Annotated in this window: 13 protein-coding genes; all 13 read left to right on the forward strand. The window is 44.2% G+C overall.

Features of this window, described 5'->3' with window-relative positions; all coding sequences use genetic code 11:
• Positions 1–8: 8 nt before the first annotated feature.
• The 13 genes from frr (at position 9) to rbfA (ending at position 15,598) form a co-directional block, all read left to right on the forward strand.
• A complete protein-coding gene (frr, locus tag BTO28_RS00860; RefSeq protein WP_408606623.1) occupies positions 9–530 on the forward strand; it encodes a ribosome recycling factor in 522 nt (173 codons plus the stop codon).
• A gap of 117 nt (positions 531–647) precedes the next feature.
• A complete protein-coding gene (locus BTO28_RS00865) occupies positions 648–1,409 on the forward strand; it encodes an isoprenyl transferase (RefSeq protein WP_076763058.1) in 762 nt (253 codons plus the stop codon).
• A 25-nt stretch (positions 1,410–1,434) separates the two neighbouring features.
• On the forward strand, positions 1,435–2,223 hold the full coding sequence (locus BTO28_RS00870) for a phosphatidate cytidylyltransferase (RefSeq protein WP_076763060.1): 789 nt from the start codon (positions 1,435–1,437) through the stop codon (positions 2,221–2,223).
• A gap of 12 nt (positions 2,224–2,235) precedes the next feature.
• On the forward strand, positions 2,236–3,381 hold the full coding sequence (gene dxr / locus BTO28_RS00875) for a 1-deoxy-D-xylulose-5-phosphate reductoisomerase (RefSeq protein ID WP_076763062.1): 1,146 nt from the start codon (positions 2,236–2,238) through the stop codon (positions 3,379–3,381).
• 18 nt (positions 3,382–3,399) lie between these two features.
• Positions 3,400–4,659 carry an RIP metalloprotease RseP gene (rseP, locus tag BTO28_RS00880; protein WP_076763064.1) on the forward strand — a complete coding sequence of 420 codons (1,260 nt, stop codon included), beginning with the start codon at positions 3,400–3,402 and terminating at the stop codon, positions 4,657–4,659.
• A gap of 33 nt (positions 4,660–4,692) precedes the next feature.
• The gene (locus tag BTO28_RS00885; protein ID WP_076763066.1) at positions 4,693–6,399 is read left to right on the forward strand and encodes a proline--tRNA ligase; all 1,707 of its coding nucleotides are present in this window, start codon (positions 4,693–4,695) and stop codon (positions 6,397–6,399) included.
• 58 nt (positions 6,400–6,457) lie between these two features.
• Positions 6,458–10,774 (forward strand): PolC-type DNA polymerase III, encoded by a 4,317-nt coding sequence (locus BTO28_RS00890; protein ID WP_076763068.1) that lies wholly within the window; start codon positions 6,458–6,460, stop codon positions 10,772–10,774.
• A gap of 149 nt (positions 10,775–10,923) precedes the next feature.
• The gene (gene rimP / locus BTO28_RS00895; protein WP_076763070.1) at positions 10,924–11,397 is read left to right on the forward strand and encodes a ribosome maturation factor RimP; all 474 of its coding nucleotides are present in this window, start codon (positions 10,924–10,926) and stop codon (positions 11,395–11,397) included.
• 40 nt (positions 11,398–11,437) lie between these two features.
• Positions 11,438–12,577, forward strand: coding sequence for a transcription termination factor NusA (gene nusA / locus BTO28_RS00900; RefSeq protein WP_076763072.1), 1,140 nt, complete (start codon positions 11,438–11,440; stop codon positions 12,575–12,577).
• A gap of 12 nt (positions 12,578–12,589) precedes the next feature.
• Complete coding sequence (gene rnpM / locus BTO28_RS00905) at positions 12,590–12,865, forward strand: RNase P modulator RnpM (protein ID WP_076763074.1); 276 nt, start codon at positions 12,590–12,592, stop codon at positions 12,863–12,865.
• Position 12,866: 1 nt separating this feature from the next.
• The gene (locus tag BTO28_RS00910; RefSeq protein WP_076763076.1) at positions 12,867–13,175 is read left to right on the forward strand and encodes a YlxQ family RNA-binding protein; all 309 of its coding nucleotides are present in this window, start codon (positions 12,867–12,869) and stop codon (positions 13,173–13,175) included.
• 37 nt (positions 13,176–13,212) lie between these two features.
• Positions 13,213–15,219 (forward strand): translation initiation factor IF-2, encoded by a 2,007-nt coding sequence (gene infB, locus BTO28_RS00915; RefSeq protein WP_076763079.1) that lies wholly within the window; start codon positions 13,213–13,215, stop codon positions 15,217–15,219.
• Positions 15,220–15,244: 25 nt separating this feature from the next.
• Complete coding sequence (gene rbfA / locus BTO28_RS00920) at positions 15,245–15,598, forward strand: 30S ribosome-binding factor RbfA (RefSeq protein ID WP_076763081.1); 354 nt, start codon at positions 15,245–15,247, stop codon at positions 15,596–15,598.
• Positions 15,599–15,601: the final 3 nt, after the last annotated feature.

Below are 15,601 nucleotides of genomic sequence, written 5' to 3' on the forward strand. Positions count from 1 at the left end.
AAGAAAAAATGGACAAAGCGATTCAAGCTTTCACACGCGAACTGGCATCAATCCGTGCCGGCCGGGCAAGTGCGAACGTTTTGGACCGTATTACAATTGATTACTACGGTGCGCCAACGCCGATTAATCAGCTTGCTTCCATCAATATTCCGGAAGCTCGTCTCCTTGTGATTCAGCCATACGATAAAACATCGATGGGCGATATCGAAAAAGCGCTATTAAAATCGGATCTTGGATTAACACCATCAAACGACGGTTCTGTCATTCGTTTAAACTTCCCGGCATTGACTGAAGAACGCCGGAAAGAACTTGCAAAGCTCGTGAAAAAGGAAGCAGAAGATGCGAAAGTGGCAATTCGTAATATTCGCCGAGATGCGAATGATGAGCTGAAAAAAAGTGAAAAAAACGGTGATTTAACAGAAGATGATCTTCGCGGCTATACAGAAGACGTTCAAAAGCAGACAGATGATTACATTCGAAAAGTGGATGAAATCGCAAAAGATAAAGAACAAGAGATTATGGAAGTGTAATTAGCAAACCCTCTTGCTGGCAAGAGGGTTTCTTTTTATGGATGAATTCGCCGCATTTCCAATGAAATCGCCTTGTATGGTAAAATGGTTAGGAAGAAGCGATGTGGAGGATTTTGTATGGGACAAAAACAGTGGTTCTGGCAATCAAAACAAACAGGGGATAAAACGATATCGGAAGAAAATGTGCCTGTACATATTGCCATCATAATGGATGGAAACGGCCGCTGGGCAAAAAAAAGGGCTCTGCCGCGCATTGCCGGACACAACGAAGGCATGAAAACTGTACGGGAGATTACCCGCTGTGCCAATCGAATTGGCGTTAAAGTATTGACCCTTTATGCGTTTTCAACGGAAAACTGGAAGCGTCCAAAGCTGGAAGTCGATTTCTTAATGAAATTACCGGAAGAATTTTTATCCACCTTTTTACCGGAGCTTATAGAGGAAAACGTCCGTATAGAAATGATTGGCGACATGGAGAAACTGCCTGCTCATACAAAACGGGCTGTTCAAAACGCAATTGAAAAAACTGCCGGCAATGATGGTCTTATCTTAAATTTTGCATTAAATTATGGCAGCCGTGCAGAAATTGCAAACGCGGTTCAGGCAATAATGAATGACGTACAATCCGGTGTATTGCCAAACTGTGGTGTATCGGACGAAACGATTTCCCGCTATTTAATGACAAGTCATTTACCAGAGCCGGATTTACTGATCCGCACGAGCGGTGAACACCGTTTAAGTAATTTTATGCTTTGGCAGCTTGCCTACACAGAGTTTTTCTTTACAGATGTATTATGGCCAGATTTTTCAGAAGAAGACCTTCTTGAAGCAGTGGCCGCTTATCAAAAAAGGTCGCGGCGTTTCGGCGGGTTGTCGTGATGAATAAGCTGGGGGATTTTGAATTATGAAACAAAGAATTGTAACGGGTGTTATCGCAGCAGCGGCATTTCTGCCGATTGTTTTATACGGTGGAGTGCCTTTTATTGTGCTTGTGTTTTTAATGAGTGCAGCAGCCGTTCTTGAAACGTTGAAAATGAGAGGCATTCGGGCTATGTCATTGCCTGGCTTGGCGTCTGTCTTGCTTTCTTTTTTACTGCTTATGCCATCATCAATTGCACAAGGTTGGCAAGATGCAGGATATGGAAAGATGGAATTAACATTTATATTTGTCCTTCTTTTATTAGTCTATACAGTTCTATCAAAAAATCGATTTACATTTGATGAAGCGGCATTTTGCGTACTTGTACCGCTCTATATCGGCTTCGGTTTTTCGTATATGATCGAAACGAGAGAAGAAGGGATTGCTTTTGTCTTTTTTGCGCTGCTTGTTACGTGGGCATCAGATTCAGGAGCCTATTTTGTCGGACGTTCGATTGGTAAACGAAAACTGTGGCCGGAAATCAGTCCAAACAAAACCGTTGCGGGCTTTTTTGGGGGTATTGGATCGGCTGTTATAGTAGCCGTCATTTTTTTGTTTATACTTGATTTTGAAGCGAGTGCCGTTTGGGTGCTGCTCGCCACAGCCTTTTTATCTGTTGCAGGACAAATTGGGGATCTCGCAGAGTCTGCGTTGAAACGCCATTATAATGTAAAAGACTCTGGGAGTTTATTGCCCGGACATGGAGGGATTTTAGACCGGACAGACAGCTGGCTGTTCGTATTCCCGCTGTTACATATGCTTCAATTACTGTAAGGAGATGATTTTTTGAAAACGATTAGTTTGCTCGGGGCAACAGGCTCGATCGGTGTGCAAACGCTCGACATTATAAGAAAGCATCCAGATTCATTCGCTTTGTCTTCATTTTCGGCCGGAAAAAATGTGGATAAAGCAAGACAGATTATTAACGAGTTTCGTCCGGCACTCGTATCTGTTCTTGAAAAAGAGGATGCAGAGCGTCTGCAGACCGAGTACCCTGCCATTACGGTCCTCCACGGATCGAAAGGGCTAGAAGAGGCCGCCGTCCATGAAAAAGCTGATACACTCGTGAATGCCGTGATTGGCAGTGTCGGGTTACAGCCGACATTAAAAGCAATAGAAGCAGGAAAAACAATCGCCATTGCCAACAAAGAAACGCTTGTGACGGCAGGTCATATTGTGACAGCTGCCGCTAAAAAAGCAGGAGTTGAACTGCTTCCGGTCGACAGTGAGCATTCGGCAATTTTTCAATGCATGCAAGGTGAACATGGGAAAAATGTAAACCGAATTATTTTAACTGCATCAGGTGGAAGTTTTAGAGATAAAAAGCGGGAAGAGCTCGCGGATGTAACGGTTGAACAAACTCTGAATCATCCAAACTGGTCGATGGGTGCCAAAATTACCGTTGATTCTGCAACGATGATGAATAAGGGACTCGAAGTGATTGAAGCACACTGGCTTTTTAACTTGCCATATGATCAAATAGATGTTATTTTACATCGGGAAAGCATCATTCATTCGATGGTAGAGTTTCACGATCGTTCCGTAATGGCGCAGCTTGGTTCACCAGATATGAGGGTGCCAATTCAATATGCACTGACGTGGCCAGACCGTCTGCCGCTGCAGGATACAGCACCGCTGAATTTAGCGGAGTTTGGTCAGCTCCATTTTGAAAAGGTGGATTTCAACAGATTCCGGATGCTTCGTCTGGCATATGAAGCGGGAAGAGCAGCCGGAACGATGCCTGCTGTCATGAATGCAGCCAATGAAGAAGCTGTCGCTGCTTTTCTTAACGGAAAACTTACTTTTTTACAAATTGAAGAAGTGGTGGAGCGGGCGATGGAACACCATCATTCGATTCTTTCACCCGAACTGGGTGCTATTATAGAATCGGATGCTGAAGCAAGAGCGTTTGTACGCTCATTCTTATCATAAAAAGGTGGTTAGAAACGTTTGAATACCATAATCGCGTTTATCGTAATATTTGGCTCGCTAGTTTTTTTTCATGAGCTCGGTCATTTCCTGTTTGCTAAAAGGGCGGGAATTCTGTGCCGGGAATTTGCGATAGGCTTTGGGCCAAAAGTATTTGCCCATAAAAAAGGAGAAACGGTTTATACGATTCGCCTGCTGCCGCTTGGCGGGTATGTCCGCATGGCAGGCGAAGATCCAGAAATGACAGAATTGAAAGCAGGACAGCGCATTGGCGTCGTCTTTAATGTGGCAGGAGAAGCCGTTCATTTAATAGTAAATGGCCGGGATCGCTATAAAGAAGCGCGGGTTATTGAAATTGAAAAAGCGGATCTTGAGCACGGGCTGACAATCAGTGGATACGAAGAAGGCGAAGAGGAATTAAAAACATACCGCGTACATCGTGAAGCGTTACTGACAGAAGACAACTTAAGTACACAAATTGCGCCTTGGGACCGCCAGTTTAATTCTAAAACACTTCCGCAGCGCGCAATGGCTATTTTTGCAGGTCCTCTGTTTAACTTTATTCTGGCCTTTATCGTATTTGTATTGATCGCCATCATTCAGGGAATTCCGACGAATGATCCGATGCTGGGCAAAATGACAGAGGACGGTGCAGCAATTGAGGCTGGACTTAAAGAAGGTGACCATGTACTCGCGATTGACGGTGAGCCGATGTCATCATGGGAAGGTATTGTCACAGTCATTCAAGACAGCCCTGGCAAGGAGCTTACATTTGACATTGAGCGCGATGGCGAACAAATGTCGCTGGACGTTACGCCGACAATAGAAGAAGCGGAAGGGGAAACATTCGGGCGTATTGGCGTCCACAGTCCGTTTGAAAAATCTTTTATCGGAGCATTTACGTACGGCGCAAAAGAAGTATATTTCTGGACTACTGAAATTGGCCGTCTCCTAGGGACAATTGTAACCGGTCAATTTGAGATTGATATGTTATCCGGCCCTGTAGGGATTTATGCGGCAACGGATACCGTTGCGAAATCAGGCATTTTGTATTTAATGAAATGGGCTGGTGTGTTAAGCATTAATCTTGGTATAATGAACTTGCTCCCATTACCTGCACTTGATGGAGGACGGCTTATGTTTTTCTTGTATGAAGCCGTACGTGGGAAGCCGGTTGACCGGCAGATGGAGGGAATGGTTCATTTCGTCGGCTTTGCATTATTAATGTTATTAATGATTGTCGTCACATGGAACGATATCCAGCGTTTCTTTTTACAATAATAGATTAATTATTTTTATTCGAGGTGCGATTGAATGAAGCAAAGCAAAACGTTAATTCCAACAATGAGAGAAGTGCCTGCTGATGCAGAAGTGAAAAGTCATCAGCTTCTTCTCCGCGCCGGCTTTATACGGCAAAATGCGAGCGGTGTATATAGTTATTTGCCGCTTGGGAAAAAAATGCTCCGCAAAGTGGAAGACATCGTTCGCGAAGAAATGGACAATGCAGGTGCAGTTGAATTATTAATGCCGGCACTCCAGCAGGCAGAACTATGGCAGGAATCCGGCCGCTGGCAAACGTACGGTCCGGAATTGATGCGTTTGAAAGACCGTCATTCACGTGAATTCGCACTCGGCGCTACTCATGAAGAAGTGATTACAGCACTCGTTAGAGATGAAGTGAAGTCATATAAGCGTCTGCCTTTGACTCTTTATCAAATTCAAACAAAATTCCGCGATGAAAAACGTCCACGCTTCGGCTTGCTTCGTGGTCGAGAGTTTGTCATGAAAGACGCATACTCATTCCATTCCTCACAGGAAAGCCTGGACGAAGTATACGACCGTCTATTTGAAGCGTATTCGAACGTATTCCGCCGCTGCGGGTTGAATTTCCGGGCTGTTATAGCAGATTCAGGTGCAATGGGCGGCAAAGATACACATGAATTTATGGTTTTATCTGATATCGGTGAAGACACAATTGCGTATTCTGATACGTCAAGTTACGCAGCGAACGTTGAAATGGCACCAGTTGTAACAGTTTATGAAAAAAGTACAGATGCTCAAAAACCGCTTGAAAAAGTCTCTACACCGGGTTCAAAAACGATTGAATCAGTTGCCTCGTTATTAAACGTGCCCGCTGAACAATGCATAAAGACACTCGTTTTTAAAGCAGATGATGAATTGGTCGTTGTACTTGCACGCGGAGATCATGAGATTAATGATATTAAATTGAAAAACTTGCTGAATGCCGGTACAGTAGAAATGGCGGCTGAGCAGGAAGCCTCTGAACTATTTGGTGCACCGTTTGGTTCGCTCGGTCCGGTCGGTTTACCGTCAAATGTAAAGATCATTGCCGATAATGCGGTTCAATCAATCGCAAATATTGTCTGCGGGGCGAATGAAGATGGCTGGCATTACGTAAATGCCAATGTTGAACGTGATTTTAACGTACATCAATATGCTGATCTTCGTTTTATTCTAGAAGGCGACCCATCGCCAGACGGGCATGGAACGATTCAATTTGCCAAAGGGATAGAAGTAGGGCATATATTTAAACTTGGCACTAGATACAGCGAAGCGATGAATGCTGTGTACCTTGATGAAAATGGGCGTACGCAGCCAATGATCATGGGTTGTTACGGAATCGGTGTATCGCGCATAGTCGCAGCGATTGCGGAAGAGTTTAATGATGAAAAAGGATTTGTCTGGCCGGCTAACATTACGCCATTTGATGTTCACCTTATTCCAGTCAATGTCAAAGAGGAATCCCAAATGGCGGCGGCGGATACACTTTATGATTCTCTACGTCAGTCAGGCTTAAGTGTATTAATGGATGATCGTGCTGAGCGTGCAGGCGTTAAGTTTGCCGACAGTGACTTGATTGGTTTGCCTATTCGTGTAACGGCCGGTAAAAAGGCATCAGAAGGCATTGTAGAAATAAAAGTACGTAAAACGGGTGATGTGGTTGAAGCAACGATCGAAAATGTTGTCAACGTCATTCGTGAGCTTCAAGCTTCACTTTAAACAGAAGAGGATGACCGGCTTTTGCCGCTCATCCTTTTCTACGTAAGGGGGAAAAAGCATGAATGGAGATACATCCAGCGGCCGGAGTCGATTTTTAATATTGCTGGATCAGCTTCGTCTTACAGAAGACGCAGTCGTCCAGCATTTTCAACATACGGAAATAAAAAAATTGACTGTGTTGAAACAGGAGAAAAAGTGGCATTTTGTTTTTTCAGCGCAGACCATTATCCCGTGCCGTGTTTTAATGAGATTTGCGGATGCGCTCAGCAGTACGTTTTCTTCTTTTGCATCGGTCACATTTAGCATCGAAATTAATGAGAGATCATGTACTTCGGAGGATATTACAGACTACTGGACTTACTGCATCCGGCAGCTTGAAGGCATTGCGCCGCCTCTTCTGGCTGCATTAAATGAACAAAAACCGGGAGTGTCCGGCACGAAATTAATCATACAAACACAAAATGAAATGGAAGGAATGGCGCTTAAAAATAAATACGGCCGCCGCCTTTGTGAAGTATATGAAAGTTTAGGATTTCCGCCGCTTACATTTGATGTGCAGGTGTCAGAGAAAGCACAAAATGAGGAGTATGAGAAATTTCTCGAAGAAAAGCGAAAAGAAGACGCTGAACGGGCAAGACAGGCTGTTATCGACATGCAAAACCGGGCGAAAGAACAAGAGGCTGGTGCTGTGGAAGATTCGGGTCCTGTAACGATTGGCTACACGATTAAAGCAGACAGTGAATTTAAACGGCTTGAGGAAATTATCGATGAAGAACGCCGCATTGCGTCCGAGGGCTATATTTTTGATGCGGAAACGAAAGAACTGCGCAGCGGCCGCACATTACTTACGTTTAAAATCACCGATTATACGGATTCATTAATGGTTAAAATGTTTTCCCGCGACAAAGAAGATGCGGCGATGTTTAACCGTGTCAAAAAAGGGATGTGGGTCCGCGTAAGAGGATCAGTTCAAAATGATACATTTGTGCGTGACCTTGTTATGATTGCAAACGATATAAATGAAATTCGGCCTCCGTCGCGAGAAGATACAGCAGAGAGTAAACGTGTTGAGCTTCATCTGCATTCACCTATGAGCCAGATGGATGCGGTCACGTCAATCAGCACACTTGTCGGCCAGGCTAAAAAATGGGGTCATTCGGCAATTGCAATTACGGATCATGCGGTCGCACAGTCGTTTCCGGAAGCCTACAGCGCTGGAAAAAAGAACGGCATTAAAATATTGTACGGAATGGAAGCGAATTTGGTCGATGACGGGGTGCCGATTGCCTATGAAGATGCGGATCGGGAACTGGCAACGGATACGTTCGTTGTATTCGACGTCGAGACAACCGGTCTATCCGCTGTATATGACACGATTATTGAGCTTGCTGCTGTCAAAATAAAAGACGGAGACATTATTGACCGGTTTGAGCGGTTTGCCAATCCCCATCATCCGCTGTCGGCGACAACGATCGAATTAACGGGGATCACCGACGAAATGGTGAGAGATGCGCCAGACGTTGACGAAGCGCTTCGTGATTTTAAAGAATGGTGCGGCGATGCGATTTTAGTTGCCCATAATGCATCATTTGATATGGGCTTTATTCAAACGGGTTATCAGAAATATGGAATTGGACGAGCAGGAAATCCAGTCATTGACACGCTGGAACTAGCGCGTCTTTTGTATCCCGATATGAAAAATCATCGTCTTAATACACTCGCGAAAAAATTTGACGTAGAATTAACCCAGCATCACCGGGCGATTTATGATGCCGAAGCGACTGGATATATTTTATTGAAGCTGTTAAAAGACGCTGATGAAAAAGGCATTAAACGGCACAATGAATTTAATAATTATATGGGTGAAGGCGGTGCTTACAAGCGGGCTCGTCCATATCACTGCACGATTTTGGCGCAAAATGCGGAAGGGTTAAAAAACTTGTTTAAGCTTGTCTCCCTATCACATATTAATTATTTTTACAGAGTGCCGCGCATTCCACGTTCCGTTTTGCAAAAACACCGGAACGGCCTATTGATTGGCTCCGGCTGTAATAAAGGTGAAGTGTTCGAAGCAATGATGCAAAAAGGGATTGAAGAAGCGCGCCAAGCGGCAGAGTTTTATGATTATCTTGAGGTGCAGCCGAAACCGGTTCATGCTCCGCTTATTGAAATGGAACTGGTTAAAGATGAAGCAGGGCTTGAGGATATTATTCATAATATTATTCAGCTTGGGGAAGAAATGGACAAGCTGGTTGTCGCAACGGGAAATGTGCATTATTTAAATGAAGAAGACAAGGTGTACCGCCATATTCTCATTTCCTCTATGGGCGGTGCGAATCCGCTGAACCGTCAGACGCTGCCGGACGTCCATTTTCGGACAACAAACGAAATGCTTGATACATTTTCTTTTCTTGGATCAGAGAAAGCGCATGAAATCGTTGTTGAAAACACAAATAAAATTGCTGATCTGATAGAAGACGTAAAGCCGATCAAAGATGATTTGTATACGCCGAAAATTGAAGGCGCCGACGAAGAAATGCGTGAAATGAGTTATGGGATGGCGAGAAGTATTTATGGAGATGAACTGCCGGAGATAGTGGAAGCCCGCCTTGAAAAAGAATTAAAAAGCATCATCGGGCACGGGTTTGCCGTTATTTACCTGATCTCACATAAACTTGTGAAAAAGTCACTTGATGACGGTTATCTTGTAGGCTCCCGTGGTTCCGTAGGATCATCATTCGTCGCAACGATGACGGAAATTACGGAAGTGAATCCGCTGCCCCCGCATTATGTTTGTCCGACATGCAAAAAATCGGAGTTTTTTGATGATGGATCGGTAGGGTCCGGATTTGATCTGCCGGACAAAGACTGTCCGGACTGTGGCATCCCGTACAGAAAAGACGGACACGACATTCCATTTGAAACATTCCTTGGCTTTAAAGGAGATAAAGTACCGGATATTGATCTAAACTTTTCTGGCGAGTATCAGCCGCGGGCCCATAACTATACGAAAGAGCTGTTCGGCGAAGAGTATGTCTATAGAGCAGGAACGATCGGCACAGTGGCGGAAAAAACAGCGTATGGATACGTGAAAAAGTACGCAGAAGAGTATACAAAGCAATACCGAAGCGCTGAAGTGGATCGTTTAGTTTCGGGCTGTACGGGTGTCAAACGGACGACAGGCCAGCATCCCGGCGGTATTATTGTTGTTCCTGATTACATGGACATATATGACTTTTCTCCAATTCAGTATCCGGCTGATTCCGATAAATCAGAGTGGAAAACAACACACTTTGATTTTCATTCAATACATGACAACTTGTTGAAACTCGATATTCTTGGGCACGACGATCCAACGGTCATCCGCATGCTGCAGGATTTATCCGGCATTGATCCAAAAACAATTCCGACTGATGATCCGGAAGTAATGAAAATTTTTAGTGGGACGGAATCACTTGGTGTAACGGAAGAGCAGATTATGTGCAAAACAGGTACGCTTGGCATTCCGGAATTTGGCACTCGGTTCGTTCGTCAAATGCTTGAAGAAACAAAACCAACGACATTTTCAGAACTTGTTCAGATTTCCGGTCTGTCGCATGGAACGGACGTATGGCTGGGCAATGCCCAGGAATTAATTCAAAACGGCATCTGCGAATTGTCTGACGTAATCGGCTGCCGCGATGATATTATGGTGTATTTAATTTATCAGGGACTCGATCCGGCATTCGCCTTTAAAATCATGGAATCCGTCCGTAAAGGAAAAGGGTTGTCTGACGAAATGGAAGAAGAGATGCGTAAAAATGAAGTGCCGGAATGGTATATTGATTCATGTAAAAAAATCAAATACATGTTCCCGAAAGCCCATGCTGCCGCGTACGTGTTAATGGCTGTTCGTATTGCATACTTTAAAGTGCATTTGCCGTTATTATATTACGCTGCATACTTTACAGTACGGGCAGAAGACTTTGAAATTGACGTGATGTCGAGAGGATCTGCAGCGATTAAAGCATTATTGCAGGAAATTAATTCAAAAGGGCTTGATGCTTCACCAAAAGAAAAGAACTTAATGACTGTTCTCGAGCTAGCCTTGGAAATGGTAGAACGCGGCTTTACATTTAAAAAAGTCGATCTTTACCGGTCAAGTGCTGATGAATTCATCATTGACGGTGATTCACTTATCCCGCCGTTTAACGCTCTTCCTGGTTTAGGAACGAATGCGGCGAAAAATATTGTCGCAGCGCGGGGAAATGGTGAATTTTTATCAAAAGAAGACTTGCAGCAGCGTGGAAAAGTGTCGAAAACGATTATGGAATATTTGGAGAAAATGGGCTGCCTTGATGCGCTGCCTGACCAAAATCAGCTGTCGTTATTCTAATGTGCTGTTTGCAAAAAGGGCCTTATTATGGTAGCCTTAAAGATGGAAATTGCATGATAACTCTCTTCGAAAGAGTGGGCCGCCCCCACTCTTTCGTGTTTGTTGCGGGGATGTTCCGAAACAAATTTTTTCATGCGGGAGGATAACACATGAGTAAAATCATCGAGACGGTAGAAAAAATCGCTTTGCCAATCATTGACGAATTACATCTTGAACTCGTTGACATGGAGTACGTAAAAGAAGGAAAAAACTGGTTTTTGCGTTTGTACATTGACAAAGAAAACGGCATTGACATTGAAGAATGTGCGGTTGTAAGTGAACGATTAAGCGAGAAACTGGATGCGCTTGATCCGGACCCTATTCCACACAATTATTTTCTGGAAGTGTCCTCGCCTGGCGCGGAAAGACCACTGAAGAAAACACAGGATTTTGAACGCGCTGTCGGTAAGTATGTCAATATAAAGCTATATGAACCAATTGATGGAGAAAAAACGTATGAAGGCACACTGCTTTCATTTGATGGTGAAGAGTTAACAGTTGAATATGCGGTGAAAACACGCAAGAAACAATTAACTGTTGCACTTTCTAAAGTGGCAAAAGCGCGCTTAGCCGTCACATTTTAAAAAATTTAATAAGATATTTACGTAAGGAGGCTTTTGGCCAATGAGCTCAGAGCTATATGATGCCCTTCTTTATCTTGAAAAAGAAAAAGGAATTGAACGAAATTTATTAATTGATGCAATTGAAGCGGCACTTGTTTCCGCATATAAACGAAATTTTAACCAGGCGCAAAACGTTCGGGTAGATTTAAATCTTGAAGGCGGTTCGATGCGTGTGTTTGCCCGCAAAGAAGTTGTGGACGAAGTATTTGATTCACGCCTTGAAATTGCCGCACCAGATGCTGCGTTAATTAACCCGGCTTATGAAATCGGGGATATAGTTGAAATGGAAGTGACTCCGAAAGATTTCGGCCGTATTGCAGCGCAGGCGGCAAAGCAGGTTGTTACACAACGTGTACGCGAAGCGGAACGAGGTATTATTTATTCTGAATTTATCGACCGCGAAGAAGATATTATGACAGGCATTGTTCAGCGTCAGGATGCACGTTTTATATATGTGAGCCTTGGTAAAATTGAGGCGCTGCTGCCGCAGTCAGAGCAAATGCCAAACGAAACATATAAGCCTCATGACCGGATTAAAGTTTTTATTACGAAAGTGGAGCGGACGACAAAAGGGCCGCAAATTTTTGTATCTCGTACTCACCCAGGGTTATTAAAGCGTTTATTTGAAATTGAAGTTCCGGAAATTTTTGACGGTACGGTTGAAATTCGCTCTGTATCACGTGAAGCAGGGGACCGTTCGAAAATCTCGGTTCATGCGGAAAATCCGGAAGTGGATCCGGTCGGTGCATGTGTCGGTCCGAAAGGAAACCGCGTTCAGGCGATTGTGAACGAGTTAAAAGGTGAAAAAATTGATATCGTCAAATGGTCCGATGATCCAGTTGTTTTCGTTGCGAACGCACTCAGCCCGGCGAAAGTTGTCGAAGTAAGCGTGGATGAAGAAAATAAAGCCACTACCGTGATCGTTCCTGACTATCAATTATCCCTTGCAATTGGAAAACGCGGTCAAAATGCACGTCTTGCTGCAAAATTAACCGGCTGGAAAATCGACATTAAAAGTGAAACAGATGCACGCGCGGCAGGCATTTATCCATCTGAAAACAGCAAGCTGAATGACCAGGATGATGAGTTTGAGTCTACTAATGACAACCTTGAAGATTTCTTTTCAGAAGAAATCGAATAAGGAGGGACAGCGATGCCTGTACCGAAAAAAATCCCGCTCCGTAAATGTGCGGCAACGGGAGAAATGAAACCGAAAAAAGAAATGATCCGAATCGTACGTTCAAAAGAAGGCGAAGTATCTGTCGATCCGACTGGTAAAAAATCTGGGCGCGGAACATATGTCTCTAAAACGAGAGAAGCGGTGGAAACGGCAAAGAAAAAAAATGTTCTTGCCCGTCAGCTTAGCGCAGAAGTACCATCGTCTATTTACGATGAACTGCTGGAATTCATCACAAAGGACGAAAAATAAAATGGCTGGACCCAAATGGACATCCTTTTTAGGACTTGCAAACCGGGCCGGTAAAATTATTTCCGGTGAGGAATTAACCGTTAAAGAAATTCAGCGCGGCAATGCAAAACTCGTGATTTTATCAGAGGATGCATCGCGCAATACAGAAAAGAAAATTACCGATAAGGCTGCTTTTTACCGCGTACCGGTCAGGCGTATACAAGACCGGGAGGCACTGGGTCAGGCGATTGGCAAAGATGCCCGTGTCGTCGTGGCCGTAACGGATGCCGGATTCGCGAAAAAGTTGAAGGCACTTATCGACGGGGAATGACCAAAAAAAATGGTCATGACAAGGAGGCTATTCAAACTTGGATAATAAATCGAACAACCAACAATCAGCGAATAAATCATCAAGTAAGCCGGCACAAAACCGTGGACCGGCAAAACCGAAACCAACAGGTTCAAAACCAGGCGCACAGCAAAAGCAAGGAGGCGGCGCACGCGGCGGCTCGAAGCCTGGACAGCGCGGAATTAATGGCGGACCGCGTGGGAAAGGCCGTTCAGGCGGACAGCGTAAAGGAGCTCCAAAACCGCAGATGCCGGTGAAAAAGAAAGAAATCCCAGAAAAAATCGTATTCTCAGGTTCATTGACAGTAGCCGAACTGGCGAAAAAAATGAACGTTGAACCATCAGACGTTATTAAAAAGTTGTTCATGCTTGGTGTTATGGCGACAATCAATCAAGAGCTTGATAAAGACGCGATTGAACTAGTGGCAAGTGAGTTTAATGTCGAGGTAGAAGAAGAAATTTTAATTGATAAAGCGGACCTTGAAACGTATTTTGAAGATGAAGATGCAGAAGAAAATGCAGTTGAACGTCCGGCAGTCGTAACGATTATGGGTCACGTTGACCATGGGAAAACAACGCTTCTTGATTCGATTCGCAACACGAAAGTGACAGAAGGCGAAGCAGGCGGCATTACTCAGCATATCGGTGCTTACCAGGCTGAAACAAATGGCAAAAAAATTACGTTCCTTGATACACCGGGACATGCTGCATTTACAACGATGCGTGCAAGAGGCGCAAAAGTAACAGATATTACGATTCTTGTAGTCGCAGCGGATGATGGCGTTATGCCTCAGACAGTTGAAGCGATCAACCATGCGAAAGCAGCGGAAGTGCCCATTATTGTAGCTGTAAATAAAATCGATAAGCCGGCAGCAAATCCGGATCGTGTTATGCAAGAGTTGACAGAACACGGCCTTGTTCCTGAAGCGTGGGGCGGCGAAACGATTTTTGTTCCACTCTCGGCTAAGAACGGTGAAGGTATTGATACGTTGCTTGAAATGATTCTTCTCGTTGCAGAAGTAGAAGAGTTAAAAGCAGATCCGAAGCGCAAAGCAATGGGTACAGTAATTGAAGCTGAACTTGACAAAGGCCGTGGTTCCGTTGCGACTTTGCTCGTTCAAAATGGTACGCTGAATGTCGGCGATCCAATTGTTGTCGGCAATACATTTGGCCGCGTTCGCGCCATGGTCAATGATATTGGCCGCCGTGTCAAAACAGCTGGTCCATCGACGCCGGTTGAAATTACGGGTTTGAATGAAGTGCCACTTGCAGGCGACCGTTTCGTAGTATTTGAAGACGAAAAAACAGCGCGTCAAATCGGTGAGTCACGAGCGCAGGAAGCTTTGCTTGCACAGCGTTCAGAAAAAACAAAAGTAAGCCTTGATAATTTGTTTGAACACATGAAGCAGGGTGAAATGAAAGATTTGAACATCGTCTTAAAAGCTGACGTACAAGGTTCTGTCGAAGCTGTAGCGGCAGCTCTTCAAAAAATTGAAGTAGAAGGCGTCAACGTGAAAATCATCCATACAGGTGCTGGTGCAATTACTGAATCTGATATTATTCTAGCTTCTGCATCAAACGCAATTGTCATCGGATTTAATGTACGGCCTGATGTGAATGCGAAGCGTACGGCTGAAGCTGAGGAAGTAGAAGTGCGTCTTCACCGCATTATTTATAAAGTAATCGAAGAAATTGAAGCAGCGATGAAAGGTATGCTTGATCCGGAATTTGAAGAAAAAATTATCGGCCAGGCAGAAGTTCGTCAAACATTCAAAGTATCCAAAATCGGTACGATTGCCGGAAGCTATGTAACAGAAGGAAAAATTACACGCGATTCCGGCGTGCGGTTAATCCGCGACGGCATCGTCATTTTCGAAGGCGAAGTCGATGCTTTGAAGCGATTTAAAGACGATGCAAAAGAAGTAGCGCAAGGTTATGAGTGCGGAATTACAATTCGCGGTTTCAATGATGTAAAAGAAGGAGATATTATTGAAGCGTTTATCGAACAGGAAATCGAGCGCAAATAACCTTTCGTTTTAAGGGGTGGTATACATGACAATGCGTTCAAATCGTGTCGCAGAACAAATGAAAAAAGAATTGACGGATATTTTAAGCCGGAAAGTAAAAGATCCGCGTATCGGTTTTTTAACCGTAACGGATGTAGAAGTAACAGGTGACTTGCAGCAGGCAACGGTATATATAACGGTGCTTGGCGGTGAAGATGAGCGTGAAGGAACATTAAAAGCACTCGCAAAAGCGAAAGGCTTTATCCGTTCTGAACTTGGTCAGCGAATCCGACTTCGCAAGACGCCGGAGCTTATGTTTGAATTCGATGAATCCGTAGCATATGGAAACAGAATTGATTCTCTCTTAAGAGAAATTGGTGATTCAGACGATCCGTCCTAAAAA

Origin of the sequence: Domibacillus epiphyticus (genome assembly GCF_001975785.1) — a bacterium.
In the GTDB taxonomy this organism is placed as follows: domain Bacteria; phylum Bacillota; class Bacilli; order Bacillales; family Domibacillaceae; genus Domibacillus; species Domibacillus epiphyticus.